Origin of the sequence: Streptomyces sp. NPDC002088, from assembly GCF_040296605.1 — a bacterium.
GTDB lineage: Bacteria > Actinomycetota > Actinomycetes > Streptomycetales > Streptomycetaceae > Streptomyces.
Window position 1 is genome coordinate 205858 of the sequence record NZ_JBEOXO010000004.1, and the last position, 21268, is coordinate 227125.

The 21268-nt window shown below is 72.3% G+C and carries 22 protein-coding genes and 1 pseudogene; 11 read left to right on the forward strand and 12 right to left on the reverse strand.

What is annotated here, in order from left to right; translation table 11 throughout:
* Positions 1 to 40 precede the first annotated feature (40 nt).
* From ABT114_RS10825 to ABT114_RS10855, 7 genes are all read left to right on the forward strand, one after another.
* Positions 41 to 1165, forward strand: a complete 1125-nt coding sequence (locus tag ABT114_RS10825; RefSeq protein ID WP_351140899.1) for an FAD-dependent monooxygenase — start codon at positions 41 to 43, stop codon at positions 1163 to 1165.
* On the forward strand, positions 1162 to 2166 hold the full coding sequence (locus ABT114_RS10830) for an amidohydrolase family protein (protein WP_351140901.1): 1005 nt from the start codon (positions 1162 to 1164) through the stop codon (positions 2164 to 2166). The genes ABT114_RS10825 and ABT114_RS10830 overlap by 4 nt, the downstream gene beginning before the upstream one ends.
* Positions 2163 to 3140 carry a cyclase family protein gene (locus tag ABT114_RS10835; RefSeq protein ID WP_351140903.1) on the forward strand — a complete coding sequence of 326 codons (978 nt, stop codon included), beginning with the start codon at positions 2163 to 2165 and terminating at the stop codon, positions 3138 to 3140. Before ABT114_RS10830 ends, ABT114_RS10835 begins: the two co-directional genes overlap by 4 nt.
* A gap of 14 nt (positions 3141 to 3154) precedes the next feature.
* Complete coding sequence (locus ABT114_RS10840; RefSeq protein WP_351140905.1) at positions 3155 to 4525, forward strand: FAD-binding oxidoreductase; 1371 nt, start codon at positions 3155 to 3157, stop codon at positions 4523 to 4525.
* A gap of 3 nt (positions 4526 to 4528) precedes the next feature.
* Entirely contained in the window at positions 4529 to 5485 is a 957-nt protein-coding gene (locus ABT114_RS10845) for a fumarylacetoacetate hydrolase family protein (RefSeq protein WP_351140907.1), read from the forward strand.
* A gap of 152 nt (positions 5486 to 5637) precedes the next feature.
* On the forward strand, positions 5638 to 6618 hold the full coding sequence (locus tag ABT114_RS10850) for a LysR family transcriptional regulator (protein WP_351140909.1): 981 nt from the start codon (positions 5638 to 5640) through the stop codon (positions 6616 to 6618).
* Between the two features lie 37 nt (positions 6619 to 6655).
* Positions 6656 to 7429: an SDR family NAD(P)-dependent oxidoreductase gene (locus ABT114_RS10855; protein WP_351140911.1), complete on the forward strand. Its 774-nt coding sequence runs from the start codon at positions 6656 to 6658 to the stop codon at positions 7427 to 7429.
* Positions 7430 to 7436: 7 nt separating this feature from the next.
* Here ABT114_RS10855 and ABT114_RS10860 read toward each other — a convergent pair whose 3' ends face one another.
* The 6 genes from ABT114_RS10860 to ABT114_RS10885 all read right to left on the reverse strand — a co-directional run bounded on the left by ABT114_RS10860 (position 7437) and on the right by ABT114_RS10885 (position 11069).
* Positions 7437 to 7745: a hypothetical protein gene (locus ABT114_RS10860; RefSeq protein ID WP_351140913.1), complete on the reverse strand. Its 309-nt coding sequence runs from the start codon at positions 7743 to 7745 to the stop codon at positions 7437 to 7439.
* 3 nt (positions 7746 to 7748) lie between these two features.
* Positions 7749 to 7898: a hypothetical protein gene (locus ABT114_RS10865; RefSeq protein WP_351140914.1), complete on the reverse strand. Its 150-nt coding sequence runs from the start codon at positions 7896 to 7898 to the stop codon at positions 7749 to 7751.
* Between the two features lie 54 nt (positions 7899 to 7952).
* Complete coding sequence (locus ABT114_RS10870; protein ID WP_351140916.1) at positions 7953 to 9197, reverse strand: RNA polymerase sigma factor; 1245 nt, start codon at positions 9195 to 9197, stop codon at positions 7953 to 7955.
* Positions 9194 to 9535: a YciI family protein gene (locus tag ABT114_RS10875; protein ID WP_351140918.1), complete on the reverse strand. Its 342-nt coding sequence runs from the start codon at positions 9533 to 9535 to the stop codon at positions 9194 to 9196. The genes ABT114_RS10870 and ABT114_RS10875 overlap by 4 nt, the downstream gene beginning before the upstream one ends.
* Positions 9532 to 10275 (reverse strand): nuclear transport factor 2 family protein, encoded by a 744-nt coding sequence (locus ABT114_RS10880; protein ID WP_351140920.1) that lies wholly within the window; start codon positions 10273 to 10275, stop codon positions 9532 to 9534. The genes ABT114_RS10875 and ABT114_RS10880 overlap by 4 nt, the downstream gene beginning before the upstream one ends.
* 98 nt (positions 10276 to 10373) lie before the next feature.
* Positions 10374 to 11069, reverse strand: coding sequence for a Crp/Fnr family transcriptional regulator (locus tag ABT114_RS10885; RefSeq protein WP_351140922.1), 696 nt, complete (start codon positions 11067 to 11069; stop codon positions 10374 to 10376).
* 23 nt (positions 11070 to 11092) lie between these two features.
* On the opposite strand from ABT114_RS10885, the gene ABT114_RS10890 reads away from it, so the two are divergent.
* Positions 11093 to 11374: a YciI family protein gene (locus ABT114_RS10890; protein WP_351140924.1), complete on the forward strand. Its 282-nt coding sequence runs from the start codon at positions 11093 to 11095 to the stop codon at positions 11372 to 11374.
* A gap of 53 nt (positions 11375 to 11427) precedes the next feature.
* Here the strand turns inward: ABT114_RS10890 and ABT114_RS10895 are convergent, their stop codons facing one another.
* Genes ABT114_RS10895 through ABT114_RS10905 form a run of 3 tightly spaced genes read right to left on the reverse strand, consistent with a single transcriptional unit; the run spans position 11428 to position 14209 of the window.
* Complete coding sequence (locus tag ABT114_RS10895) at positions 11428 to 12960, reverse strand: MFS transporter (RefSeq protein ID WP_351140926.1); 1533 nt, start codon at positions 12958 to 12960, stop codon at positions 11428 to 11430.
* Complete coding sequence (locus ABT114_RS10900) at positions 12848 to 13408, reverse strand: VOC family protein (RefSeq protein WP_351140928.1); 561 nt, start codon at positions 13406 to 13408, stop codon at positions 12848 to 12850. Before ABT114_RS10900 ends, ABT114_RS10895 begins: the two co-directional genes overlap by 113 nt.
* 6 nt (positions 13409 to 13414) lie before the next feature.
* The gene (locus ABT114_RS10905) at positions 13415 to 14209 is read right to left on the reverse strand and encodes an SDR family NAD(P)-dependent oxidoreductase (protein ID WP_351140930.1); all 795 of its coding nucleotides are present in this window, start codon (positions 14207 to 14209) and stop codon (positions 13415 to 13417) included.
* Between the two features lie 503 nt (positions 14210 to 14712).
* Here ABT114_RS10905 and rho point away from each other — a divergent pair.
* Together rho and ABT114_RS10915 are read left to right on the forward strand one after the other, a co-directional pair.
* Complete coding sequence (gene rho / locus ABT114_RS10910; protein ID WP_351140932.1) at positions 14713 to 15858, forward strand: transcription termination factor Rho; 1146 nt, start codon at positions 14713 to 14715, stop codon at positions 15856 to 15858.
* Between the two features lie 123 nt (positions 15859 to 15981).
* A pseudogene (locus tag ABT114_RS10915) lies at positions 15982 to 16818 on the forward strand (D-alanyl-D-alanine carboxypeptidase family protein); the annotation flags it as partial.
* 59 nt (positions 16819 to 16877) lie between these two features.
* On the opposite strand, the gene ABT114_RS10920 reads toward ABT114_RS10915, so the two are convergent.
* Positions 16878 to 18254: a glycosyltransferase 87 family protein gene (locus ABT114_RS10920; RefSeq protein ID WP_351140934.1), complete on the reverse strand. Its 1377-nt coding sequence runs from the start codon at positions 18252 to 18254 to the stop codon at positions 16878 to 16880.
* Complete coding sequence (gene mptB, locus ABT114_RS10925) at positions 18251 to 19654, reverse strand: polyprenol phosphomannose-dependent alpha 1,6 mannosyltransferase MptB (protein WP_351140936.1); 1404 nt, start codon at positions 19652 to 19654, stop codon at positions 18251 to 18253. The genes ABT114_RS10920 and mptB overlap by 4 nt, the downstream gene beginning before the upstream one ends.
* 295 nt (positions 19655 to 19949) lie before the next feature.
* On the opposite strand from mptB, the gene ABT114_RS10930 reads away from it, so the two are divergent.
* Positions 19950 to 20300, forward strand: a complete 351-nt coding sequence (locus ABT114_RS10930) for a DUF6234 family protein (RefSeq protein ID WP_351140938.1) — start codon at positions 19950 to 19952, stop codon at positions 20298 to 20300.
* 1 nt (position 20301) lies between these two features.
* Here ABT114_RS10930 and ABT114_RS10935 read toward each other — a convergent pair whose 3' ends face one another.
* A complete protein-coding gene (locus ABT114_RS10935; protein ID WP_351140940.1) occupies positions 20302 to 21228 on the reverse strand; it encodes a glutaminase in 927 nt (308 codons plus the stop codon).
* Positions 21229 to 21268: the final 40 nt, after the last annotated feature.

Below are 21268 nucleotides of genomic sequence, written 5' to 3' on the forward strand. Positions count from 1 at the left end.
TCCGCCCGCCACGTATCTCTACGTTTCACAAGGATCGCCCATGCCTGTACAAAAGGTGCTCGTCGTCGGCGGCGGCATCACCGGAAGCGTGCTGTGCCTCGCGCTCGCCCAACGCGGCGCCGAGGTGGAGCTCGTCGAAATCTCGCCCCAGTGGTTCGGTGTGGGCCATGGCATCACCCTCCAGGGCAACGCGCTGAAGGCGCTGCGCTCCGTGGGCGTGCTGGAGCGGGTGCTGGCCCGGGCCGTGCCGTTCGACGTCATGCGGCTGCGTCGCGCCGACGGCGGGCTGATCACCGAGCTGGACACCCCGCACACCGGCGGCCCGGACCTGCCGTCCACGGCCGGAGCGCTGCGCTCCGACCTCCAGAACGCGCTGTGCGACGCGGTCCACGCGCACGGCGTCACCGTCCGCCTCGGACTGAGCGTGGATCGCCTCGACCAGTCCGCCGACCACGTGGACGCCACCTTCACGGACGGGTCCACGGGCCGCTACGACCTGGTGGTGGCCGCCGACGGCATCAACTCGCGGACGCGGGAGCTGATCGGGATCGACGCGAAGCCACGGCCCGTCGGCATGTCGATCTTCCGGGTGGTCGCGGATCGCCCCGCCGAGATGGACTGCGCCGAGGTCTACTACGGCGGCCCGCGCTTCAAAGCCGGCTACAGCCCGATCTCGCCGGGCCAGTGCTACGCCTACCTCCTGGACGAGAACCTCGACGCCTCCCTCGTCGGCCCGCGCGCGCCCCTGGACCTGCTGCGCGAGCGCGGTGCCGGGTACGGCGGCACCTGGGGCGCCATCCTCGACGCGCTGCCCGACGACACGGCGGTCGACTACCGCTGGATCGAGGCGGTTCTCGTCGACGAGCCCTGGTACCGCGGCCGCGTGATGGTCGTCGGTGACGCGGCGCACGCCTGTCCACCGCTGATCGCGCAGGGCGCGGCGATGTGCATGGAGGACGCGGTGCTCCTGGCGGAGCTGGTCCGCGGGGACGAGCCGGTGGAGCAGGCGCTGGAGGACTTCATGTCCCGGCGGTTGCCGAGGGTGCGGATGGTGCTGGAGAACTCGCTCCGGCTCGCCGAGTGGGAGATCCACCCCGGCACGCCCGGCGCCGACCCGGCCCGGATCATGTCGGAGACCCTGGACTCGCTGACGGCGGCGGCATGAGCACGCCGGTCGTCGACTTCCACGGTCACCTCGCCGTCCCGGCCGCAGATGCCCTCGTCGCGGGCACTCCGGGTCTCGCCGCCGAGCTGGCGGCCGAGCAGCGCGGCCACTCCCCCGCGTCGCTGACGGCCAACCGGGCCCAACTCCAGTGCCTGGCACCGAAGTTGACGGACGTCACCGCCCGGCTCACCGACCTCGACGCGATGGGCGTGGACATCCAGGTGGTCGGCCCGATGCCCATGCACCACTACTGGGCGGATCCGGATCTCGCGGTGCGCCTCGCCCGTACCGTCAACGCGGCCGTGGCGGAGCACTGCGCCGCCGCGCCCGACCGGCTGTACGGCCTGGGCACGGTTCCCCTCCAGCACCCCGACCTGGCCGTGGCCCTGCTGGACAAGGCCGTCACCGAGTGCGGGCTGTACGGGATCAGCGTCTCCACGACCGTCGACGGCCGGGAGCTCGCCGACCCCGCGCACGACGCCGTGTGGCAGAAGGCCGAGGAGTTGGGCGCCGTCGTCTTCGTGCACCCCTGGGGCTGCTCGCTGGGCGAGCGGCTGGCGACCCACTATCTGGGCAACACGGTCGGGCAGCCGGTCGAGACGACGGTCGCGCTCTCGCATCTGATCTTCACCGGCGTCCTCGACCGCTTCCCGCGTCTGAAGCTGGTGGCCGCGCACGGCGGCGGCTATCTGCCCACGTACGTCGGCCGCTCCGACCACGCCTGGCAGGTGCGTGCGGACGCCCGCGGCTGCGTCGAGCCGCCCAGCACCTACCTGCGGCGCATGTGGTTCGACGCGCTCGTGTACACCCCGCGCGCCCTGCGCCACCTGGTGGAGGAGGTGGGCGCCGACCGAGTCGTCCTCGGCACCGACCACCCCTTCGACATGGGCGTCACCGACCCTGTGGCCCGCCTGGACGCCGCCGGGTTCGCCCCGGCCGAGCGTGCCGCGATCGCCGGGGGCAACGCCCTCGACCTGCTGCTGAAAGGACGTGTCCGATGACCCCCACGCCCCTCGGACCCATCGAGGAAGAGCTCGCCAAGGCCCGTGCCGCGTACCGCAACTGGGGCCGCTGGGGCGAGGACGACGTGCTGGGCACGCTGAACTTCGTCGACGACGCGATACGGGCGCACGCGGCCGGTCTGGTCCGGCGCGGGCGGTCCTTCTCGCTGGCGCTGGAGTTCAACGAGGACGGGCCGCAGCGGGGTTTCCGCGGCCGCATCAACCCCGTGCACTACATGAAGGACACCGGCTCGGACGCGGCCGCCGGCACCCAGGGTTTCCCGCACGGCTTCGGCGGGGCCGACGACCACATCGTGATGCCGTTGCAGGCATCGACGCAGTGGGACGGTCTCGGCCACATCTACGACAACAAGCAGGCGTGGAACGGCCGTCCGTGCACCATCGTCAACGGCGACGGGGACTCGGTCACCGGGATCGAACACATGCGGGACGCATTCACCGGGCGCGGCGTCCTGCTCGACGTGGGCCGCGCGGTCGGCGACGAGCACGGCGAGCTCCCGGACGGATTCCCGATCCTGGAGGAGCATCTGCGCGCCACGATCGAGGCGCAGGGCGCGACGTCGAGCGTCCGGCGCGGCGATCTGGTCCTCGTCCGCACCGGACAGATCGGCCGGGTACGGCGGCTCGGCACCTGGGGCACCTACGCCGCCGGTGATGCCCCCGGCCTCTCCTTCACGACCCTCGACTGGCTGCACCGCACGGAGATAGCCGCGATCGCCTCCGACACCTGGGGACTCGAGGTACGCCCGTACGAGTTCGCCGAGCCCGCGATGTCCCCACTCCACCAGATAGCGATCCCCAACATGGGCCTGCCGCTGGGCGAGATGTGGGACCTTGAGGCCTTGGCCGCGGACTGCGCGGCCGACGGTGTCCATGAGTTCCTGCTGGTCGCGGCGCCGCTTCCGGTGACCGGCGCGGTGGGCGCCCCCGTCAACCCGATCGCGATCAAATGAGTACGACGACGCCTATGAACAGCAACCGTTTCTCCGGCACCCTCCACCTTCCCGGCGACGAGGACTTCGAGGAAGCCTGTCTCGGCCGGGTCTTCAATGCCCGCCGCCCCTCGGACCGCAGGCCGTCCGCCGTGCTGAAGGCCGTGACCGAGCAGGACGTCGTCGAAGGCGTACGGCTCGCCCTGGAGCGCGGCTGGCAGGTCGCCGTCCGCTCCGGCGGGCACAGCTGGGCCGCCTGGTCGGTGCGCCGGGACGCGCTGCTGATCGACCTCGGCGGCTTCCATGAGATGTCCTACGATGCCGGGTCCGGGATCGTCACGGCGACCCCGAGCGTCAAGGGCGGCGATGAGCTCAACCCGTACCTCGGCGAGTTCGGCCGCTTCTTCAACGGCGGGCACTGCCCGTCCGTCGGCATCGGCGGCTTCCTGCTCCAGGGCGGGCAGGGCTGGAACGCGCGCGGCTGGGGCTGGGCGGCGGAGAACATCGTCGCGATCGACGTCGTCACCGCCGACGGCGAGCTGGTGCGCGCGGACGAGACGACCAACAGCGACCTGTTCTGGGCGGCGCGCGGCGCGGGTCCCGGTTTCTTCGGCGTCGTCACCCGCTTCCACCTGCGCACCCGCCCGCTGCCGAAGCACCTGGGGCACAGCGTCCACGCCTACCCGCTCGACCTCTTCGACGAGGTCATGACCTGGCTGCACGGCATGCACCACACGGTCTCGGACCTGGTGGAGATCGTCGCCCTGACGCAGACCCCGCCCGGCTTCGACGCGCCGGTGCTGCTGGTCACGGGCGTGTCGATGACGGACACGCCGGAGCAGGCGGCCGAGGCGCTGGCCCCGCTGCACGCCAACCCCTACGCGGACCGCGCACTGTTCCGGGTGGAGGCGCAGCCCACCACGCTCGCCGAGCAGCTCCACGGGCAGCGCACCGCCAACCCCGAGGGCCACCGCTACCTCGTCGACAACGCCTGGCTGACCGGAACGGCCGAGGAGGTCGTCCCGGCGATCCGCAAGGCGTTCACCGAGCACCCCACCCGGCAGACCTTCACCATCTGGTTCTCCATGGCTCCGCTGCGCCGGCTGCCGGACATGGCCTTCTCGTTGCAGACGGAGATCTACTGCGCCACATACGTCGTCCACGACGAGCCGGAGCGCGACGGGGAGCTGCGCGCCTGGCTGGACGGGGCGATGGCCGCCATGCGACCGGTGACCGCCGGCCAGTACCTGGGCGACTCCGACTTCACCGTACGGCAGTTGAGGTTCATGGGCGACGAGCAGTGGCGGCGGCTGAACGGGATCCGGGCCGTACGCGACCCCAAGGGCCTGTTCGCCGGCTACCTGAGCGCCGGGACCGTCACCAACACCAACCACTGGGAGCAGTGAGACATGCGTTTCGCGACATACGAGTACGAGGGCGTGGAGCGCGCCGCAGTGGTGCGGGACGGAGTCGTCCATCCGCTGCCCGAGGGGGTCACCATCCTGACGCTGATCGAGCAGGACGTGCTGCACGCGGCCGGAATCGAAGCCCTGCGCGAGCCGAGCGAGTTGACGGTGGACCAGGTACGGCTGTTGCCGCCGCTGAAGCCGCCGTCCATCCGGGACTTCGTCGGCTTCGAGGCGCACATCGAGGGCGTGTCGAAGTCGCTCGACGGGCTGGAGCACGTGCCCGAGGAGTGGTACCGGGCGCCCAACTTCTACTTCACCAACCCGCACGCGGCCTACGGCGCCCACGACGACGTACCGGTCCCGGCCGGGTGCTCGGTGCTCGACTTCGAGCTGGAGGTCGGGGCGGTGATCGGCCGCGCCGGCCGCGACCTCACGCCCGAGCAGGCGCACGCGCACATCGTCGGCTACCTCGTCTTCAACGACTGGTCGGCACGCGATCTCCAGAAGCCGGAGAAGAACCTCGGACTGGGCTTCTCCAAGGGCAAGGACTTCGCCAACACGCTCGGGCCGTACCTGGTCACCGCGGACGAGGTGGAGGACCGGCGGGACGCGGACGGCTTCCTCGACCTGGAGATGACGGTCACCCTCAACGGGGAGCTGATCGGCCGGGACACACTCGCCAACGTCTCCTGGACCTTCGAGGAGATGATCGCCTACGCCGCCCGGGACACCTGGGTGCGCCCCGGGGACGTCCTGGGCTCGGGCACCTGCGGGTGGGGGGCGCTGGCGGAGTTCTGGGGGCGGCTCGGGGAGCGTACGCCGCCGCCGCTGCGGCCCGGGGACGAGGTGACGCTGACCGTGGAACGGCTGGGCAGCCTGTCCAACCGGGTCGTGCCCGGACGCACGGACGTCTACCTTCCGCGGGCGCGCAAGCGGGGGCGGACCCCGCGGCCGTAGCGCCACCGCCCGCCTGACCTGCACACATCCAGGGATCCGATGGCTGTTATCGGATCCCTGTGAGTTGTGCCCGGGGCTCTTCCTCGGCGGGAACCCCGTCGTTACGCTCCGATTTCACCGAGCTTCAAGGACGCAGCCGGAAGGAAACACACATGGGTCTCGGAGCAATCGACCTGAATCTTCTGGTGGCGCTGGAAGCCCTCCTGGAGGAGAAGAACGTCACGCACGCGGGCGTACGCCTGTCCACCAGCCAGTCCGCGATGAGCGGCTCGCTGGCCCGGCTGCGGCGCCACTTCAACGACGACCTGCTGGTGCGGGTGGGCCGCGAGTACGAGCTGACCCCGCTCGCCGAGCGGCTGCTGCCGGTCGTCCAGGCCTCCCTGCACAAGGCGGAGGAGGCACTGTCGCTGACCCGGCACTTCGATCCGCAGCGCAGCCGGCAGCGCTTCTCGGTCGTGATGTCCGACTACGTGATGACGGTGCTCGTGGAGCCGCTGCTGCGGGTCATCGCGGAGGAGGCACCCGGAGTCCGTATCGACTTCCACCCCATCGTGGAGGGGCAGCTGGAGAACGAGACGCACCTGCGCTGCCACGACCTGATGATCGTGCCCCTCGGCTATCAGCTGCCGGGAGTCAGCGAGGCCGTGATGCACGACCGGTTCGTGTGTCTGGTCGACCCGGACAACCCGCGCCTGGTGGACGGGCGGCTCGGCCTGCGAGACCTGGCCGAGATGCCACACGCCGCCTGCGCCATCGGCAAGCTCACGCCCGCCGACCGCCAGCTGGAGACCTTGGGCATCACGCCGCGAGTGCAGGTCAGCACGCCCGGCTTCAGCGTGATGCCGTTCCTGGTGAGCGGCACCGACCTGGTCGCCCTGGTGCCCGAGCGCCTTGCCCGGCGCTACGAGGGGTTCGCGCGCTGTGCCGTCGTACCGACGCCGTTCCCGGACGTACCGCTGGTGGAGGCCATGTACTGGCACCACAACCGGCACGCCGACCCGGCCCACCGCTGGCTGCGCGAGACCGTGCGCAAGGTGGGCGCCTCGCTGGACGAACCCGTGCCACAGGAGATCGCCGCCGCGGATGCCAGCCATGGCGAACACGCGTTTCCGGAGCTGACCGCGGCTTCCTAGCGTGGACGTGACACATCCCGCACTTAGTGGAGGAGCCGTGAGCCGTACGCGTCTGGCGGGCCGTACCGTCGTCGTCACCGGAGCAGCGCAGGGCCAGGGAGCCGCGGAGGTGGCGGCGGCCGCCCGGGAAGGCGCGACGGTGATCGCGACCGACGTCCTGGACGAGCCCGGCGAGAAGCTGGCGGCGTCCCTGCGCGCCGACGGCCTGGACGTGACCTACCGGCACCTGGACGTGTCGTCGCCGCAGGACTGGGCGGCCCTCGCGGCCTCCCTGGAGGTTGTGCACGGTCTGGTGAACAACGCGGGCATCCCGATGCGGGCCCGGCTCGGCGAGGTCGAACTCGACGACTGGAACCGGGCGTTCGCCGTGAACACCACGGGGGCGCTGCTCGGCATCCAGGCCCTGGCCCCGCTGATGCCGACCGGGTCGTCGATCGTGAACGTGGGCTCGGTCGCGGGCCTGACGGCCCACCACGCGGTCGCGTACACGGCCAGCAAGTGGGCGCTGCGGGGCCTGTCGAAGGTGGCCGCGCTGGAGCTGGCCCCGCGCGGCATCCGCACGAACGTCGTCCACCCCGGGTACATCGAGACCCCGTTGATGGCCTCCGCGAACCCGGTGTTCGTCCAGGCCCACCTCGCGCTGACCCCCCAGGGCCGCGCCGGCACCGTCGACGAGGTGGCACCGCTGGTCGTCTACCTGCTGTCCGACGAGGCGTCGTACGTGAACGGCGCGGAGATCACCGTCGACGGCGGGTATGCGGCGCACGGCGGGGTGAAGGCCATCACGAACGCGCTGGACGGCGCGGTCTGAGCAGGCTTCAGCGGTCGGCCGGGACCACGTGCGGTGGCTGTGCCTCGTCCCGCACGTCCGCCTCCGGCCCGCGCCGTCGTGCGCGCAGCAGGACCAGCGCGCACGCGAGCCCGGCCACCGCCAGGACGACGCACGCCGTGAACCCGGCCCGGTAACCGGCCGTCAGTGCCGCGAGCCGGTCGGCACCGCGGGTGTAGGACAGGGCGACCGACGTGACGACGGCGACCCCGAAGGCGCCGCCGATCTGGAACGCCGCGGTGTTGACGCCGGAGGCCACGCCCGCCTCCCGCTCGGCCACGGGAGCGGGCGTGGTCATCGGTCAGCCTCCCAACCGCAGTCCGGCGAGCCACACGTCCGGAACGGCCGGCCCGCGGCCGACCGGCCTGTCGAAGGTGCATCGCGTCGGCTGCCGACGGCGCAGGACGGTGGCGAGCAGGCGTGCGGCCGGTCCTACGGCGGTGGTGGTCATGGGGAACTCCTGTGTCGTCTCGTGAGGTCTTTTCACCCCATCGACGAACGGCCCCTACGCGGATCGACACTCCGCGAGCCGCTTTTCCAGAAACCGCCGCTCGGCGTCGTTCTCGACCAGCTCCAGCGCCCGGGCGTACGCCTCGGCGGCCTCCCCGGCGCGGCCCATGCGGCGCAGCAGGTCCGCGCGGGTGGCGGGGAGCAGGTGGTAGCCGGCCAGGTCGCCCTCCTGCTCGAGCTCCGCCACCAGGGCCAGGCCCGCTTCCGGGCCCTCGGCCATGCCCACCGCGACCGCCCGGTTGAGCCGTACGACGGCGGAGGGCACATGGCGCCGGAGTTCGCCGTACAGGGCGGCGATGTCCGCCCAGTCGGTGTCCTCGGCCCGGGCCGCGGTGGTGTGGCAGGCCGCGATGGCGGCCTGGATCTGGTACGGGCCGGGGCGGCCGCGCCGCAGAACGGTCTCCAGGAGGGCGGCGCCCTCGTCGATCTCGGTGCGGTCCCAGGCGGTGCGGTCCTGGTCCTCCAGGGTCACCAGCTCCCCGGCCGCGTCGACCCGGGTGGCCCGGCGGGCGTCGTGCAGCAGCAGGAGGGCGAGCAGGCCGAGCACTTCCGGTTCGTCGGGCATGAGGCGGGCCAGCAGGCGGCCCAGGCGGATGGCCTCGGCGCAGAGGTCGGTGCGGACGAGGCCGGCACCGGACGTGGCGGCGTACCCCTCGTTGAACAGCAGGTAGATCACGCCGAGCACGCCGGTGGTGCGCTCGGGCAGCAGATGCGCGGGCGGCACCCGGTACGGGATGCCCGCGTTGCGGATCTTCCGTTTGGCGCGGACGAGACGCTGCGCCATGGTGGCCTCGGGGACGAGGAAGGCGCGGGCGATCTCCGGTGTGGTCAGCCCCGCGAGGGTGCGCAGGGTCAGCGCGACCCGCGCCTCGATGGCCAGCGCCGGGTGGCAGCAGGTGAAGATCAGCCGCAGCCGGTCGTCGTGCACGCCGCTGTCGTTGTCGTACGGCTCCTCGGGCCGGGCGAGCATCGCCGCCTCCCGCAGCTTCTCCGCGCCCACCGCCTCCCGGCGCAGTACGTCCAGGGCGCGGTTACGGGCGGTCGTGGTGAGCCAGGCGCCGGGGCGGCGCGGCACTCCGTCGCGCCGCCACCGGTCCAGGGCCTGGGCGAAGGCGTCCTGGGCGCACTCCTCGGCGAGGTCCCAGTCGCCGGTGAGCCGGATCAGGGTGGCGACGACCTGGCCCCACTCCTCACGGAAGGCGGCGGCGACCGCCTCCTCGACGCTGTGCGTGGCGTTCACTCCCAGACCGGCCGTACCTCGACCGAGCCGCCGCCCAGTGCGGCGGGGTGCCGGGAGGCGAGGGAGACGGCCTCGTCGAGGTCGTCGACCTCGATGATGTCGAAACCCGCGATGTACTCCTTGGACTCCGCGAACGGGCCGTCGCTGAGCAGCACTTCGTCGCCCTGCACACGCACGGTGGTGGCGTCGGTGTGCGGGCGCAGGCGCGCTCCGCCCCGCACGACGTCACGGCTGTGCACCTCGTCGATGTACGAGGTGAAGCGGGGATCGGCGGCGATCTCGGCGGGGCTGAGCTCCTCGCCGCCGACCGGGGGGCAGATGAACAGCACGTATTTCATGACCGCTCCCCGGCGACGGGCGTCTCCGGCGGCACCGAGACGTGCTCATGGGCGATCAGCCACTGGAACCCGGCGTCACGGTAGCCGGTGGTCACGCGCACCAAGCGGTCCAGCGGCTCGCCGGTGACGCGGGTACCGCGCATGCGGACGAGCGCGTGGCTGAAGGCACTGCCCTCCCCCGGCCGCACCCGCAGTTCGAGGACCTCGCGGTGGACGGGCCCGGTCAGGGGCGAGAACCACCCTTCCAGGGCCTTGCGGAGGGCGCCGATCCCGGCCTGCTCCTCGCCGGTCACCAGGTGGAACACCTCGACGTCCGGCGCGTAGCAGGCCATCATCCGGTCGATGTCGCGCTCGCGTGCGGCCTCGGTCAGCTCCGCGTCGATCCGGCGGATCCCCGTCTCGGCGTCCTCGGTGATCCCGTCCCAGAACGCGCGCACCTCCATCGCGCCGATCGTCGCCACGGGGTGGCGGGCGGCGATCTCCACGGCCTCCTCGAGGCTGTCGCAGTCCACCACGTCGAACCCGGCGACGTACTCCTTCGTCTCGGCGAACGGACCGTCGGTGCGCAGCACCTCGCCGTCGCGCACGCGCACGGTGACCGCCTCGGCGGGCAGCCGCAGCCGGTGGCCGTACAGCCGCTCGGCGCGCCGGACGCCGTGCTCTTCGACCCAGGGCTCGACGGGCGCCATGCCGGAGGCGTCGGCGGTGTCGTCACCGCAGACCAGCAGCATGTACTTCATGGTTCCTCCCGGTCCTCATGGACTTCCTACACCCCACCGACGAACGGCGCCGGGACGAATCGACATCCTGCTCCGGCGGAATCTCCCGACGTGGACCGTCAGCCCCGGGCCCGCAGTGCGAGCAGTTCCGGGGCAAGTACGACGACGGTGCCGCGCCGGAGTTCGATCAGCCGGTCGCGCCGCAGGCGGGTCAGGGCTCGGTTGACGGTCACCCGTGTGACGCCCAGCAGATCCGCGAGGTCCTGCTGTGTGCCGGGCAGCAAGACGCGGCCGTCCGCCGCGCCGACGGCCCGGTGGAGCAGCCAGGCCGACAGGCGGGCCTCGGCGGGCAGCGTGGCCGTCATGGCCAGCCGCTCCTGGTCTCGCCGCGCGGCCCCGGCCAGCACCAGCAGCACATGGGCCCGGACCGCGGCGACGTCGTCGACCAGACCCAGGAACCGCTCCCGCGGCAGGCTCCGTACGGCGCAGGGCGTGAGCGCGGTGAGGGTGGCCGTGTGTCCGCCGCCGTCGATCACGGCGACCTTGTCCAGGGCGCAGGGCGCCGCCCACTCCCCGAACCGGACCACTCGGCCCGCTCCGGTCGTGGTGGTGGCGGCCACCCGGCCGCGCAGCAGGAGGAGCAGGTGCGCGGCGGGATCGCCTTCGGTGCGCAGCGCCTGGCCCGCGGGGACCGCACGGGGCACGGAGTCCCGCCACAACTGCCGCACCGCAGCGTCGGGGAGGGCCGCCAGCAGCGGTACGGCGCTCAACGCCCGCCAGGGCTCGCGTGTATCAGCCGATACAGACCTGCTCACGCCCCGACCGTACCGTCGCCGCCATGCTGATCCTCGAACTCACCTTCATCGACGCCCCGGAACGCCTCGCCGCGCGCCCCGCCCACCGACGCCACCTGGCCCGTCTGCACGCCGACGGCCGGCTCGTCGCCGCCGGTCCGTGGGCGGACGACAGCGGCGCGGTGCTCGTCTTCGACGTGGACCGTCCGGCGCTGGACGCGATCATGAGCGGCGATCCGTACTACGGCACGGAGGGCGTCCGGGTGCACAGCATCCGGGAGTGGACGCCGGTGGTGGGACCGGGTGGACCGGCACCGAGCCGCTGACATGGGAAGAGGCCGGGGCAAGCACCCCGGCCTCTCCTTCGTGCCGTACTCCGTTACGCCGACGCCGCCTGCACCGACGGCTCGCCCGCGCCGACCGCCGCGCGCGACGTGTTCTTGCGGACCAGCAGCAGGGTGACCACCGCGCCGAGCAGGGAGGCACAGCCACAGATCACCACGCCGAGGGCCATACCGTGACCCAGGGCGGTCTGGGCCGCAGCCCTGGCGCTGTCGCTGCCCGCGTTGACGACGGCGAGCGGACCGGCCGCGTGCTCCATGCCGGCGTCCTTGCCGCTGAGCTTGCCCACCAGCGCGGAGGAGGCTGCACTCATCGCGATCGTGCTGATCACCGCCGGGCCGAGGCCCTGGCCGAACTCGCGCACCAGGCTGGTGGCGCCGCTGGCCATGCCGGTCATCTCGATCGGCACCGCGTTCACGGCGGCCGAGGTGAGCGAGGAGACCACGCAGATGAAACCGACGCCGAGCAGCAGCACCGGGCCGATGAACGCGGCCAGCGACGTCGTGGTGATGGGCAGCGCGGCGATCCAGAACTGACCGGCGGCCATCGGCAGCAGACCACCCATCAGTAGCCAGCGCGGCTCCACGCGGGTGAGCATCTTGCTCAGCACGGGGGCCAGGAGGAGCGGGATCAGCTGCAGGATCACGAACGGCATGCCGGCGCGCAGGGCGCTGAGGTGCATCACCGCGCCGAGCCGGATCGAGACGCAGTACGCAGTGCCGATGAAGCCGAACATTCCGGTCAGGGCAACGACCGCGGCAGCGGCGAACGAAGGGATCCTCAGCAGGTCCAGGTTGAACATCGGCGACGCGGCGCGCTTCTCGGCGACGACGAAGCCGATCAGGGCCAACGCGGCCAGCGACAGCGCGCCGACGATCGCCGGGCTGCTCCAGCCGCGGTCGCCGCCCTCGATGATGCCCCACAGCAGCGCGGTCAGGCCGACGGCGACGGTGATCTGGCCGGGCCAGTCCAGGGCGCGGCCCTCGGGGGCCTTGGAGTCGGTGACCAGGATCCAGGAGGAGATGCCGACCGCCAGGCCGAGGACGACCGGCGGTACGAAGGCCCAGCGGAAGTCGGCGACCGTGGCGAGGACGCCGGAGGACAGCGGGCCGATGGCCGAGGCGAGGGAGATGCTCAGCGCCCAGGTGGACACGGCCTTCGCACGGTCCTTCTCCTCGGGGGTGGCGGCCGCGATCACGGCGAGGGAGCTGGGGAAGAGCGCGGCGGCGCCGACGCCGGCCAGGGCCTGGCCGATCCACAGCATCGTGATGTTCTGGGAGGTGGCGTTCAGCAGCTCACCGATGGCCAGGACGAATCCGCCGAGGACCAACAGCCGCTTTCGGCCGAAGAGGTCGCCCACCACGCCGAAATTCAGCTCGAGAATCGCGGTGGGAAGAATGAAGGCGGAGGTCACCCAGGCCACTTGGGAACCCGAGGCGCCAAATGCGGCCTGGATTTCACCGTTGATGGGTGAGGGCACCGTAATACACATCTGTGCCGCCGCCACGGCGAGGCAACAGGCTATGAGCGTTCCGAGGTCGAGTCTTTTCAGGGAAGTCGATTGCGTCATCGTGCGTGCCCTCACTCTGGCTTCCGGTCGGCGTGCTGCTCGACGTTTTTTCTATGAGTTCGATGAGATTTCCCTCGGGGTCACTGACCCAGGCCATGCGCACGCCGGGTTCCGGTGAGGGCCCGGGCTTCATGACCTCGCCCGCTCCGTGGGCCACGAGGGCCGCGTACACGGGGTCGAGTTCGGGGGTGGTGACCGCGAAGTGCCCGTAGCCCTCGGTGAGGGCGGCGGTCAGCGGGTCCGGCGCCCGCAGTCCGGCGGCGGAGCCGGGTCTGGCGAGGAGTTCCACGCGCCAGCCGTGCGGGTGCTCCAGGACGACGCCGCTCAGGCCGGGCCCGTCGAGGTGGAACTCGAAGACGGTCCGCAGGCCGAACGCGCCCTGGTACCAGGCGGTCTGGGCGGCGAGGTCGCGTACGTTGACGCCGACATGGTCGAGTCGCGTGGTCACGGCGGCTCAGCCCGCCATCGCGCTGTCGCCGCCGTCGACCATGAGGTTGGCGCCGTTGACGAACGCCGCCTCGTCCGAGCACAGGAAGGCGGCGGCGCGCGCGATGTCCTCCGGCTCGCCCACCCGGCCGACCGGGATCCGCGCCTCCAGCTGGGCCTTCGGACCGTTCGGGTCGTCCAGGAAGGGCGCGGTGGCGGAGGTGCGGGTCATGCCGGGGGCGATGGTGTTGACCCGGATGCGGTGCGGGGCGCCGGCCGCGCACAGGTGCTTGCTCATCGCCAGGACCCCGCCCTTGGCGGCGCCGTGCGGCACCATCGGCATGAACGGGGCGCCACGTACGGCGGCCACGGAGGCGACGTTGAGGACGGCGCCGCCGCCCCGCGCGATCAGGTGCGGCCAGGCGGCCTGCGTACAGAAGTACGGGATGTCGAGCTCGTTCTTGATGGTGAAGTACCAGTCCTCGGCCGGCATGGTCTCGAACGGCCCGTTCCGCAGCGCGGAGGCGTTGTTGTAGAGGATGTCGATCCCGCCGAAGGCGGCGATACCGGCCTCGATCCACTCCCGGGCGCCGGTCTCGGTGGACAGGTCCACGGGTGCGAGGGAGCGCATGACTCCCCCGGCCTTTTCCACGAGTTCGACGGTTTCCGCCGCACTGTCCTCGTCGATGTCACAGCCGAATACAATTGCGCCCTCAGCCGCGAATACCTGGGCCGCGGCCCTTCCGATTCCGGCTCCTGTGCCACTGATGAAGGCGATTTTCCCGGCCAGTCGACCCATGATTGCTGCAGTCCCTTGTCCCATGCCGCCGAAGTGCGGTGGTGGCAGCGTAGGGAGGGCCTTTGGTCAGAACAAGAAATGCGTCGCCGAAGGGCCATCGGGCGTTCGTATGGCTGGTATGGCCGGTCTGCCGCTCAGGCGCGCAGGCGCGCGGGCTCAAGGAGACGGGCTCGGTACTGACCACGACCGACCCCGCCGACCACACCTACGCCTGCCGATGAGGCGTAGGTCACAGCCACGACCGCCCGCAGGGTGGTACATTGCAGTCAGCACTTGTGTACGCCCTGTTGTGGGCGCCGGTGCCGTTTCTCTCCACTTCGCTGGTCCGCCCCGCCGGTTCCCGGTCGGCGCGACAGCTTCCCAGCATCACCTCGTGAGCAGATCGGTTCTGCTGTCGCAGGCGCTCTCGCCCTACCCGAGGTGCTGTTCCCGCCGCCCGGAGACGCGCACGACCGCCTCCCCCCTCGCGGCCCTTCCCCTTCCTTCCGCATGTCTCATGCCTGCCGTCCTCGAAAGGACCGCCTCTCATGACCACCACACTCGAACACCCTCCTCTCCAGCAGCAGGCCCCCGCCGCCCGGACCGTCACCGGTGTCCTCGACATCGACGCGGGCGGGAAGGGGTACCTGCGCGCCGCGAACTGCCTGCCCAAGTCCGACGACGCCCAGGTCTCCCCCGCACTGATCCGCCGGCACGGCCTGCGCAAGGGCGACCTCGTCGAAGGCGTGCGCGGCGACCGGCGCGCACTGACCGAGGTCGAGCGCGTCAACGGCCGTACGCCCGAAGAGCTGCGCGGCCGACGGAGCTTCCACGACCTCACACCGCTGCACCCGCGCGAGCGGTTCCGGCTGGAACACCCCGCTTCCGGGCTCACCGGCCGGGTCGCCGACCTGATCACCCCCGTCGGCAAGGGCCAGCGCGGGCTCATCGTGGCCCCGCCCAAGACCGGCAAGACCGTGCTGCTCCAGCAGATCGCCGCCGCCGTCGCCGGAAACCATCCGGAGTGCCGCCTGATGGTGGTGCTGCTCGACGAGCGCCCCGAGGAAGTCACCGACATGCGGCGCTCCGTGCGCGGCGAGGTGTACGCCTCGACCTTCGACCGGACGCCCAAGCAGCACATCGCTCTCGCCGAGCTCGTCGTCGAGCGGGCCAAGCGGCTCGTCGAGGCCGGCGAGGACGTCGTCATCCTCCTCGACTCACTGACCCGTCTGTGCCGGGCGCACAACAACGCCGCCTCCGCCGGCGGCCGCACCCTCAGCGGCGGCGTCGACGCGGCCGCGCTGCACGGCCCCAAGCGGCTCTTCGGCGCCGCCCGCCTGGCCGAGGAGGGCGGCTCGCTCACCATCCTCGCCACGGCGTTGGTAGAGACCGGCTCCCGCGCCGACGACCTCTTCTTCGAGGAACTCAAGAGCACGGGCAACATGGAAATCCGCCTGGACCGCGAACTCGCGAACCGCCGCCTGTTCCCGGCCGTCGACATCAACCCCTCCGGCACCCGCCGCGAGGAACTCCTCCTCTCCCCGGCCGAGTTGACGACCACACGCGGCCTGCGCCGGGCCCTGCAGACCCGCGATGGCCACACGAACCTGGAGACCCTCCTGGAACACCTGCGCGCGACCCCCGACAACGCCACGTTCCTGCGGCGGATCCAGCCGACGCTGCCCACCGGCTGAGGCACCGGCACAGGGCGGCTCGGCCGTCGCTCCGCCACCCCCGCGTGCGGCATCCGGGTGCTCGCGCACCGCGTTCGGCCCTGGCAGCGCGCTCCCGGGCCGGTCCGTTCCTACGTTTGCGGTATGACAATCGGATTCTCATCCCGGACTGCCCTGTCGACCTGCGCGCTCTGTGTGGCGGGCGTCATCGCCCTCACGCCCGTCGCGGCGGCCGCCGAGGCCGGAGCGGACCCCGGGGCGCCGGAGCCGTCGCGGGCGGCGACGGTGCGGCCGGATCCGCTTCAACGGTCCGGCACGCAGGTCCGGCCCCGCACTGGGGCGCCCGAGGTCCCGGACGTCTCTGCGCTGTCCTGGGTGGTGGCCGACGCCCGCAGCGGCGCGGTGCTCGCCGCGCACGACGCGCACCGCAGACTGCCACCCGCCAGCACCCTGAAGACCCTGTTCGCCCTGACGGTGCTGCCGATCCTGCCCGCGGGGATCCGGCACACGGTGAAGGGGGAGGATCTGGCGGACATCGGACCGGGCAGCAGCCTGGTCGGGGTCGACGAAGGACATACGTACCAGGTCGCCGACCTGTGGCACGGCGTGTTCCTCAACTCCGGCAACGACGCCGTGCACGTACTGGCCGCGCTCAGCGGAGGCTGGCACACCACGGCCACCCTGATGCAGGCCAAGGCCCGTGCCCTCGGCGCCCGCGACACACATGTCGTCTCCCCCGACGGCTACGACGCCCCGGGCCAGGTGTCGTCCGCGTACGACCTGGCCGTCTTCGGGCGGGCAGGGCTGCGCAACGCGGAGTTCGCGCGGTACTGCCGCACGGTCGAGGCCAGGTTCCCGGCCGGCGACGGCTGGTCGTACGGGATCGAGAACACCAACCGGCTGCTGACCGGCGAGGACGGCGTGGAGCCTTACCCGGGACTGATCGGCGTCAAGAATGGCTACACCAGCAACGCCGGCAACACGCTCGTCGCCGCGGCGAAAAGGGGCGGGCGCACCCTGGTCGTCACGGTGATGAACCCTCAGGCCGACGGCGGCCTCACCGTGTACGAGGAGGCGCGCGAGCTGCTCGACTGGGGGTTCGCGGCGGCCGGGCGGGTCGATCCCGTGGGGGCGCTGGACGCGCTGCGGGCCAAGCCGCAGGCCGGCCCCGTCGCGCTGCCGGTCGCGGCGGCCGTCGCTCCCGAGGGCGGGCCGGGCTGGCCGGAGACCTGGGCGATCTCGGGAGCCGCGGGCCTCGGCGCGGGGGCGGTGGCACTGGCGCTGCGGTCCAAGGGCGCCCGTACGTCGCGGGTCTGACCGGCCGGCAGCCACAGCAGCAGGCCCAGCGTGATCCACGCGTAGGCGTTGCTGCCGAGGAAGCCGTCCACGCCGGAGGAGTCGTCGAACCAGAGCCACACCACGCTGCTGCACAACACCGCGTACAGGGCGCCCGCGACGCGCGGGTGCCCTGTACGGATGAGGACCGCGAAGGACGGCAGCAGCCACACCAGGTGGTGCACCCAGGTGATCGGGCTGACCAGACAGGCCGTCAGTCCGGTGAGCGCGAAGGCCGCCTGCCAGTCGCCCGCCGCCACCGCCCGGCGGGACCGGAACACCCACACGCCCAGGACGAGCAGGACCGCGGCCTCCCAGACCACGCGGTCCTGCACACCCACGCGGGCGAGAATCCCCTGCAAAGACTGGTTCGAGACGTAGTCGAGACGGCCCACCCGCGTCGTGTCCCACATCGCCCGGGTCCAGTAGAAGCGCGAGGCGTCCGGGGCCACCCGGGCGGCCAGTGCCGTCGCCGTGGCCGCGACCGCCGTCGCCACCGCCGCGGCACGCCACCGGCGGGCCACCAGCAGCAGGCCGATGAACAGCGCGGGCGTCAGCTTGACGGCCGCCGCGAGGCCGATCCCCACACCCGCCCAGCGGCCCCGCCCGGTGGCCAGCAGCCAACCGTCGGCGAGGACGAGGGCCAGCAGGAGCAGGTTCACCTGGCCAAAACTGAAGGTGTCGCGCAGTGGTTCGAACAGGGCCAGCGCGCAGAGGGCGAGGGCGCAGCCGTACCAGCCGTGGCGGCGCCACGCACGACCGGTGAGCATGCGCAGCGTCACCGCCAGCGCCAGCAGGTTCAGCAGCAGGGCGACAGCGATCGCGGTGTGCAGGCTGAACAGGGTCATCGGCAGCATCGCGACGGCCGCGAACGGCGGGTAGGTGAAGCCGTACGTCGTGCCGGGCACCTGGTAGTCGTAGAGCCGGCCGCCGTGGTGCACCCAGGTGTCGACGGCGCCGTAGTAGACGCGCAGGTCGAACCAGCCGCGCAGCAGCGGGACCGTCGCGGTGAAGACGGTCACGGCGGTGGCGAGGGCCAGGACCAGGAGGAGCCGGGCGGTGTCGGTGCGGGGCGCTCTCATGCCGTCCGTCCGAGGGCCGGTGCGTGCGCCGCCTGGTGCGCCTGCCACAGCACGACCACCGCGAGTGCGCCGCCGGAGACGGCCAGCACCAGCTGCCCGGTGTCCGCCGGGCCGCCGCTGGGCAGCACGGCGAGTGCCAGCACCGCCGTCACGGCCGCCACCCGGTGCCGTACCGAGGTGCTGGGCGCGGCGGCGGCTATCAGGAACAGACCCCACAGGGCGTACCAGGGACGGATCGCCGGGCCGCAGGCGGCCACGGCGGCCAGGCTCAGGCCGAGCGCGTACACGGGGTGCGGGCGCAGCCGCCACCATATGGCGAGGACGACGACCCCGGTCAGCGCGAGGCCGAACGCGTGCCAGGCAGGCACGGCCAGGGGCGCCAGGTCGCTGCCGAGCCGCTTCAGCAGGGCGCCGGTGGCGCTGCCGAGCAGGCTGGTCAGCGCCCAGTTGTGCGAGGAGACCGGGGTGTCCAGGGCGCCTGTCCAGCCGTATCCCGTGCCCGCGACGGCCGTCGCGGCGACCGTGGTGGCGCCGGAGACGGCCGTCGTCGTCAGGACGGCGCGTGCCGGACGGCGGCCCGCCCTGATCTGGAGGACGACCACCACGGCGAGTCCGAGCACCGCGGGCGCCTTGACCAGGGCCGCGAGGGTGATCAGGACGGTGCCCAGGAGCGGCCGCCCGCCGAGCGCCGCGACCAGGCCGAGGCCCAGCAGACCGAGCATGATCGCGTCGTTGTGGGCGCCCGCGACCAGGTGCAGCAGTACGAGCGGGTTGAGGGCGCCCAGCCACAGGGCGGCGGCCGGATCGGCGCCGCTGTGGCGGGCGAGGCGGGGCAGCGCGGCCGCCATCAGGGCCACGCCGAACAGGGCGACCAGCCGCATGCCCAGGAGCCCGGCGGGGAGTTGGCCCCGGGTGAGGCCGGACAGCACGGAGGCTACGCCGAGGAACACCGGGCCGTAGGGGGCCGCGGTGTGCCGCCACAACGGGGCGACCTCGTCCGCGAGCGGACCGCCGAGCTGGGCGGGCCCGTGCGCGTAGACGTCCATGTGGGCGTCCACCATGGCCCCTTGGGCCAGGTAGCTGTAGACGTCCCGGCTGAACAGCGGCGGCGCGATCAGCAGCGGGGCCGCCCAGACCGCGAGGACCAGCAGCAGGGTGCGGGGGGTCGGCGGATCGGCGCTGCGGACGAGACGCCCGAGCAGCACCCAGGCCGCTATCAGCAGCACGACGCCGAAGTACACGCCGACCAGACCGAGGGCCGCCTGGGCCGAGGACGGGGCGGGCAGTTCCCGGGCCGGCAGGGCGCCGGCTGTCTCACCGCCCAGCGCCAGGACGGCGGTACCTGCCAGGCCCAGAGCCTGGCAGCGGCGGAGATCGACGGGGAAAGCCTTGGCCAACACTCGGTCAGCGTGTCAACGCCGAATGGCCGGAAGGCGACGCACCGCCTTCCGTGCGGCGGCCTGCGTGTGACCGCCGGGTGCGCGTGCCCTCGGTGCCGTCGGACGTACCGGGAGCCGGGTAGGGGCCCGGCCGATTCGAGGCCGGGCCGGTCGCCCGCAGCCAGGAGCCGCGCACGGCGGTGCCGGAAGCGCGAGCCGGTCGTCGGGCGAACCGTCCGGTCATGCCCGCGTCGCAGCCACCGAGTTGAGTATCCGTACTCAGGACGCCGTGCCGCGCCGGAAGCACGCTGGTGCCATGACGACGGCACCCGAACCACCCACCCCGCGACGCGACCACCTGCATCCGGTGGCGGACGTGTTCCTCGCCCTCGTGCTGCTCGCCGTGGACGCCGTGGCGGCACTTTTGGCGTCCCTCGCCGGCATGGAGGCGGCCGGGTACGCGTTCTTCGACACCGGCGCCGACAACTCCGATGTCAGCATGACCAGGTCCGGCGTGTACGTCGCCGCCGTGGGCGTCGTCGTGCTGGCAACGGCGGTGGCGGCGGGCAGAGGGCGGGCGTACTTCACCGCCTTCGGTCAGATCCTCGCCGGTCTGGCCCTCCTCCTCGTCGCGGCGGTCGCTCTGACCGGAAGCCAGGGCTCCTGAGTCAGAAGACCGACAGTCCGGTCAGCGTCGTGAAGCGGTCCAGGGCCGCGACGCCCGCCACCGAGTTGCCTCGGTCGTCCAGGCCCGGACTCCACACGCACAGCGTGCACCGGCCCGGCACGACGGCGATGATCCCGCCGCCGACCCCGCTCTTGCCGGGCAGGCCCACACGGTAGGCGAAGTCGCCCGCCGCGTCGTAGGTGCCACAGGTCAGCATCACCGCGTTTACCTGTTTCGCCTGGCTGCGGGTGAGCAGCCGGGTGCCGTCGGCTCGGATGCCGTGGCGGGCCAGGAAGCCGGTGGCGAGGGCCAGGTCGGCGCAGGAGGCCGTGACGGAGCACTGGCGGAAGTACTGGTCCAGCAGGACCGGCACAGGGTTGTCGATGTTGCCGTAGGACGCCATGAAGTGCGCGAGGGCCGCGTTGCGGTCGCCGTGGGTGGACTCGGAGGCGGCGACCTCCTCGTCGAAGTCGAGGGCCGGGTTGCCGCTCTCGGCGCGCAGGAAGGCGAGCAGTTCTCCCGCCGCGTCGCCGGTACGGGTGTGCAGGCGGTCGGTGACGACGAGCGCGCCGGCGTTGATGAACGGGTTGCGCGGGATGCCGTGCTCGTACTCCAGCTGCACCAGGGAGTTGAACGGGTTGCCGGAGGGCTCGCGGCCCACGTGCTCCCACAGCGCGTCGCCCTCGCGGGCCAGGTCGAGGGCGAGGGTGAAGACCTTGGTGACGGACTGCGTGGAGAACGGCCGGCGCCAGTCCCCCACGCCGTACACCGTGCCGTCCAGCTCCGCGACGGCCATGCCGAAGCTGCGCGGGTCGCGGGCGGCGAGCGCCGGGATGTAGTCGGCGGGCCGGCCGCTGCCGGGGGTCCGTCCGATCTCGTCGGCGATGCGCTCCAGGACCGGCTGGAACGTGAGGGACGACGTTGTCATGATCACTATTCTGCCTCCGGGCCGGTCCTGGTGCGTCCCC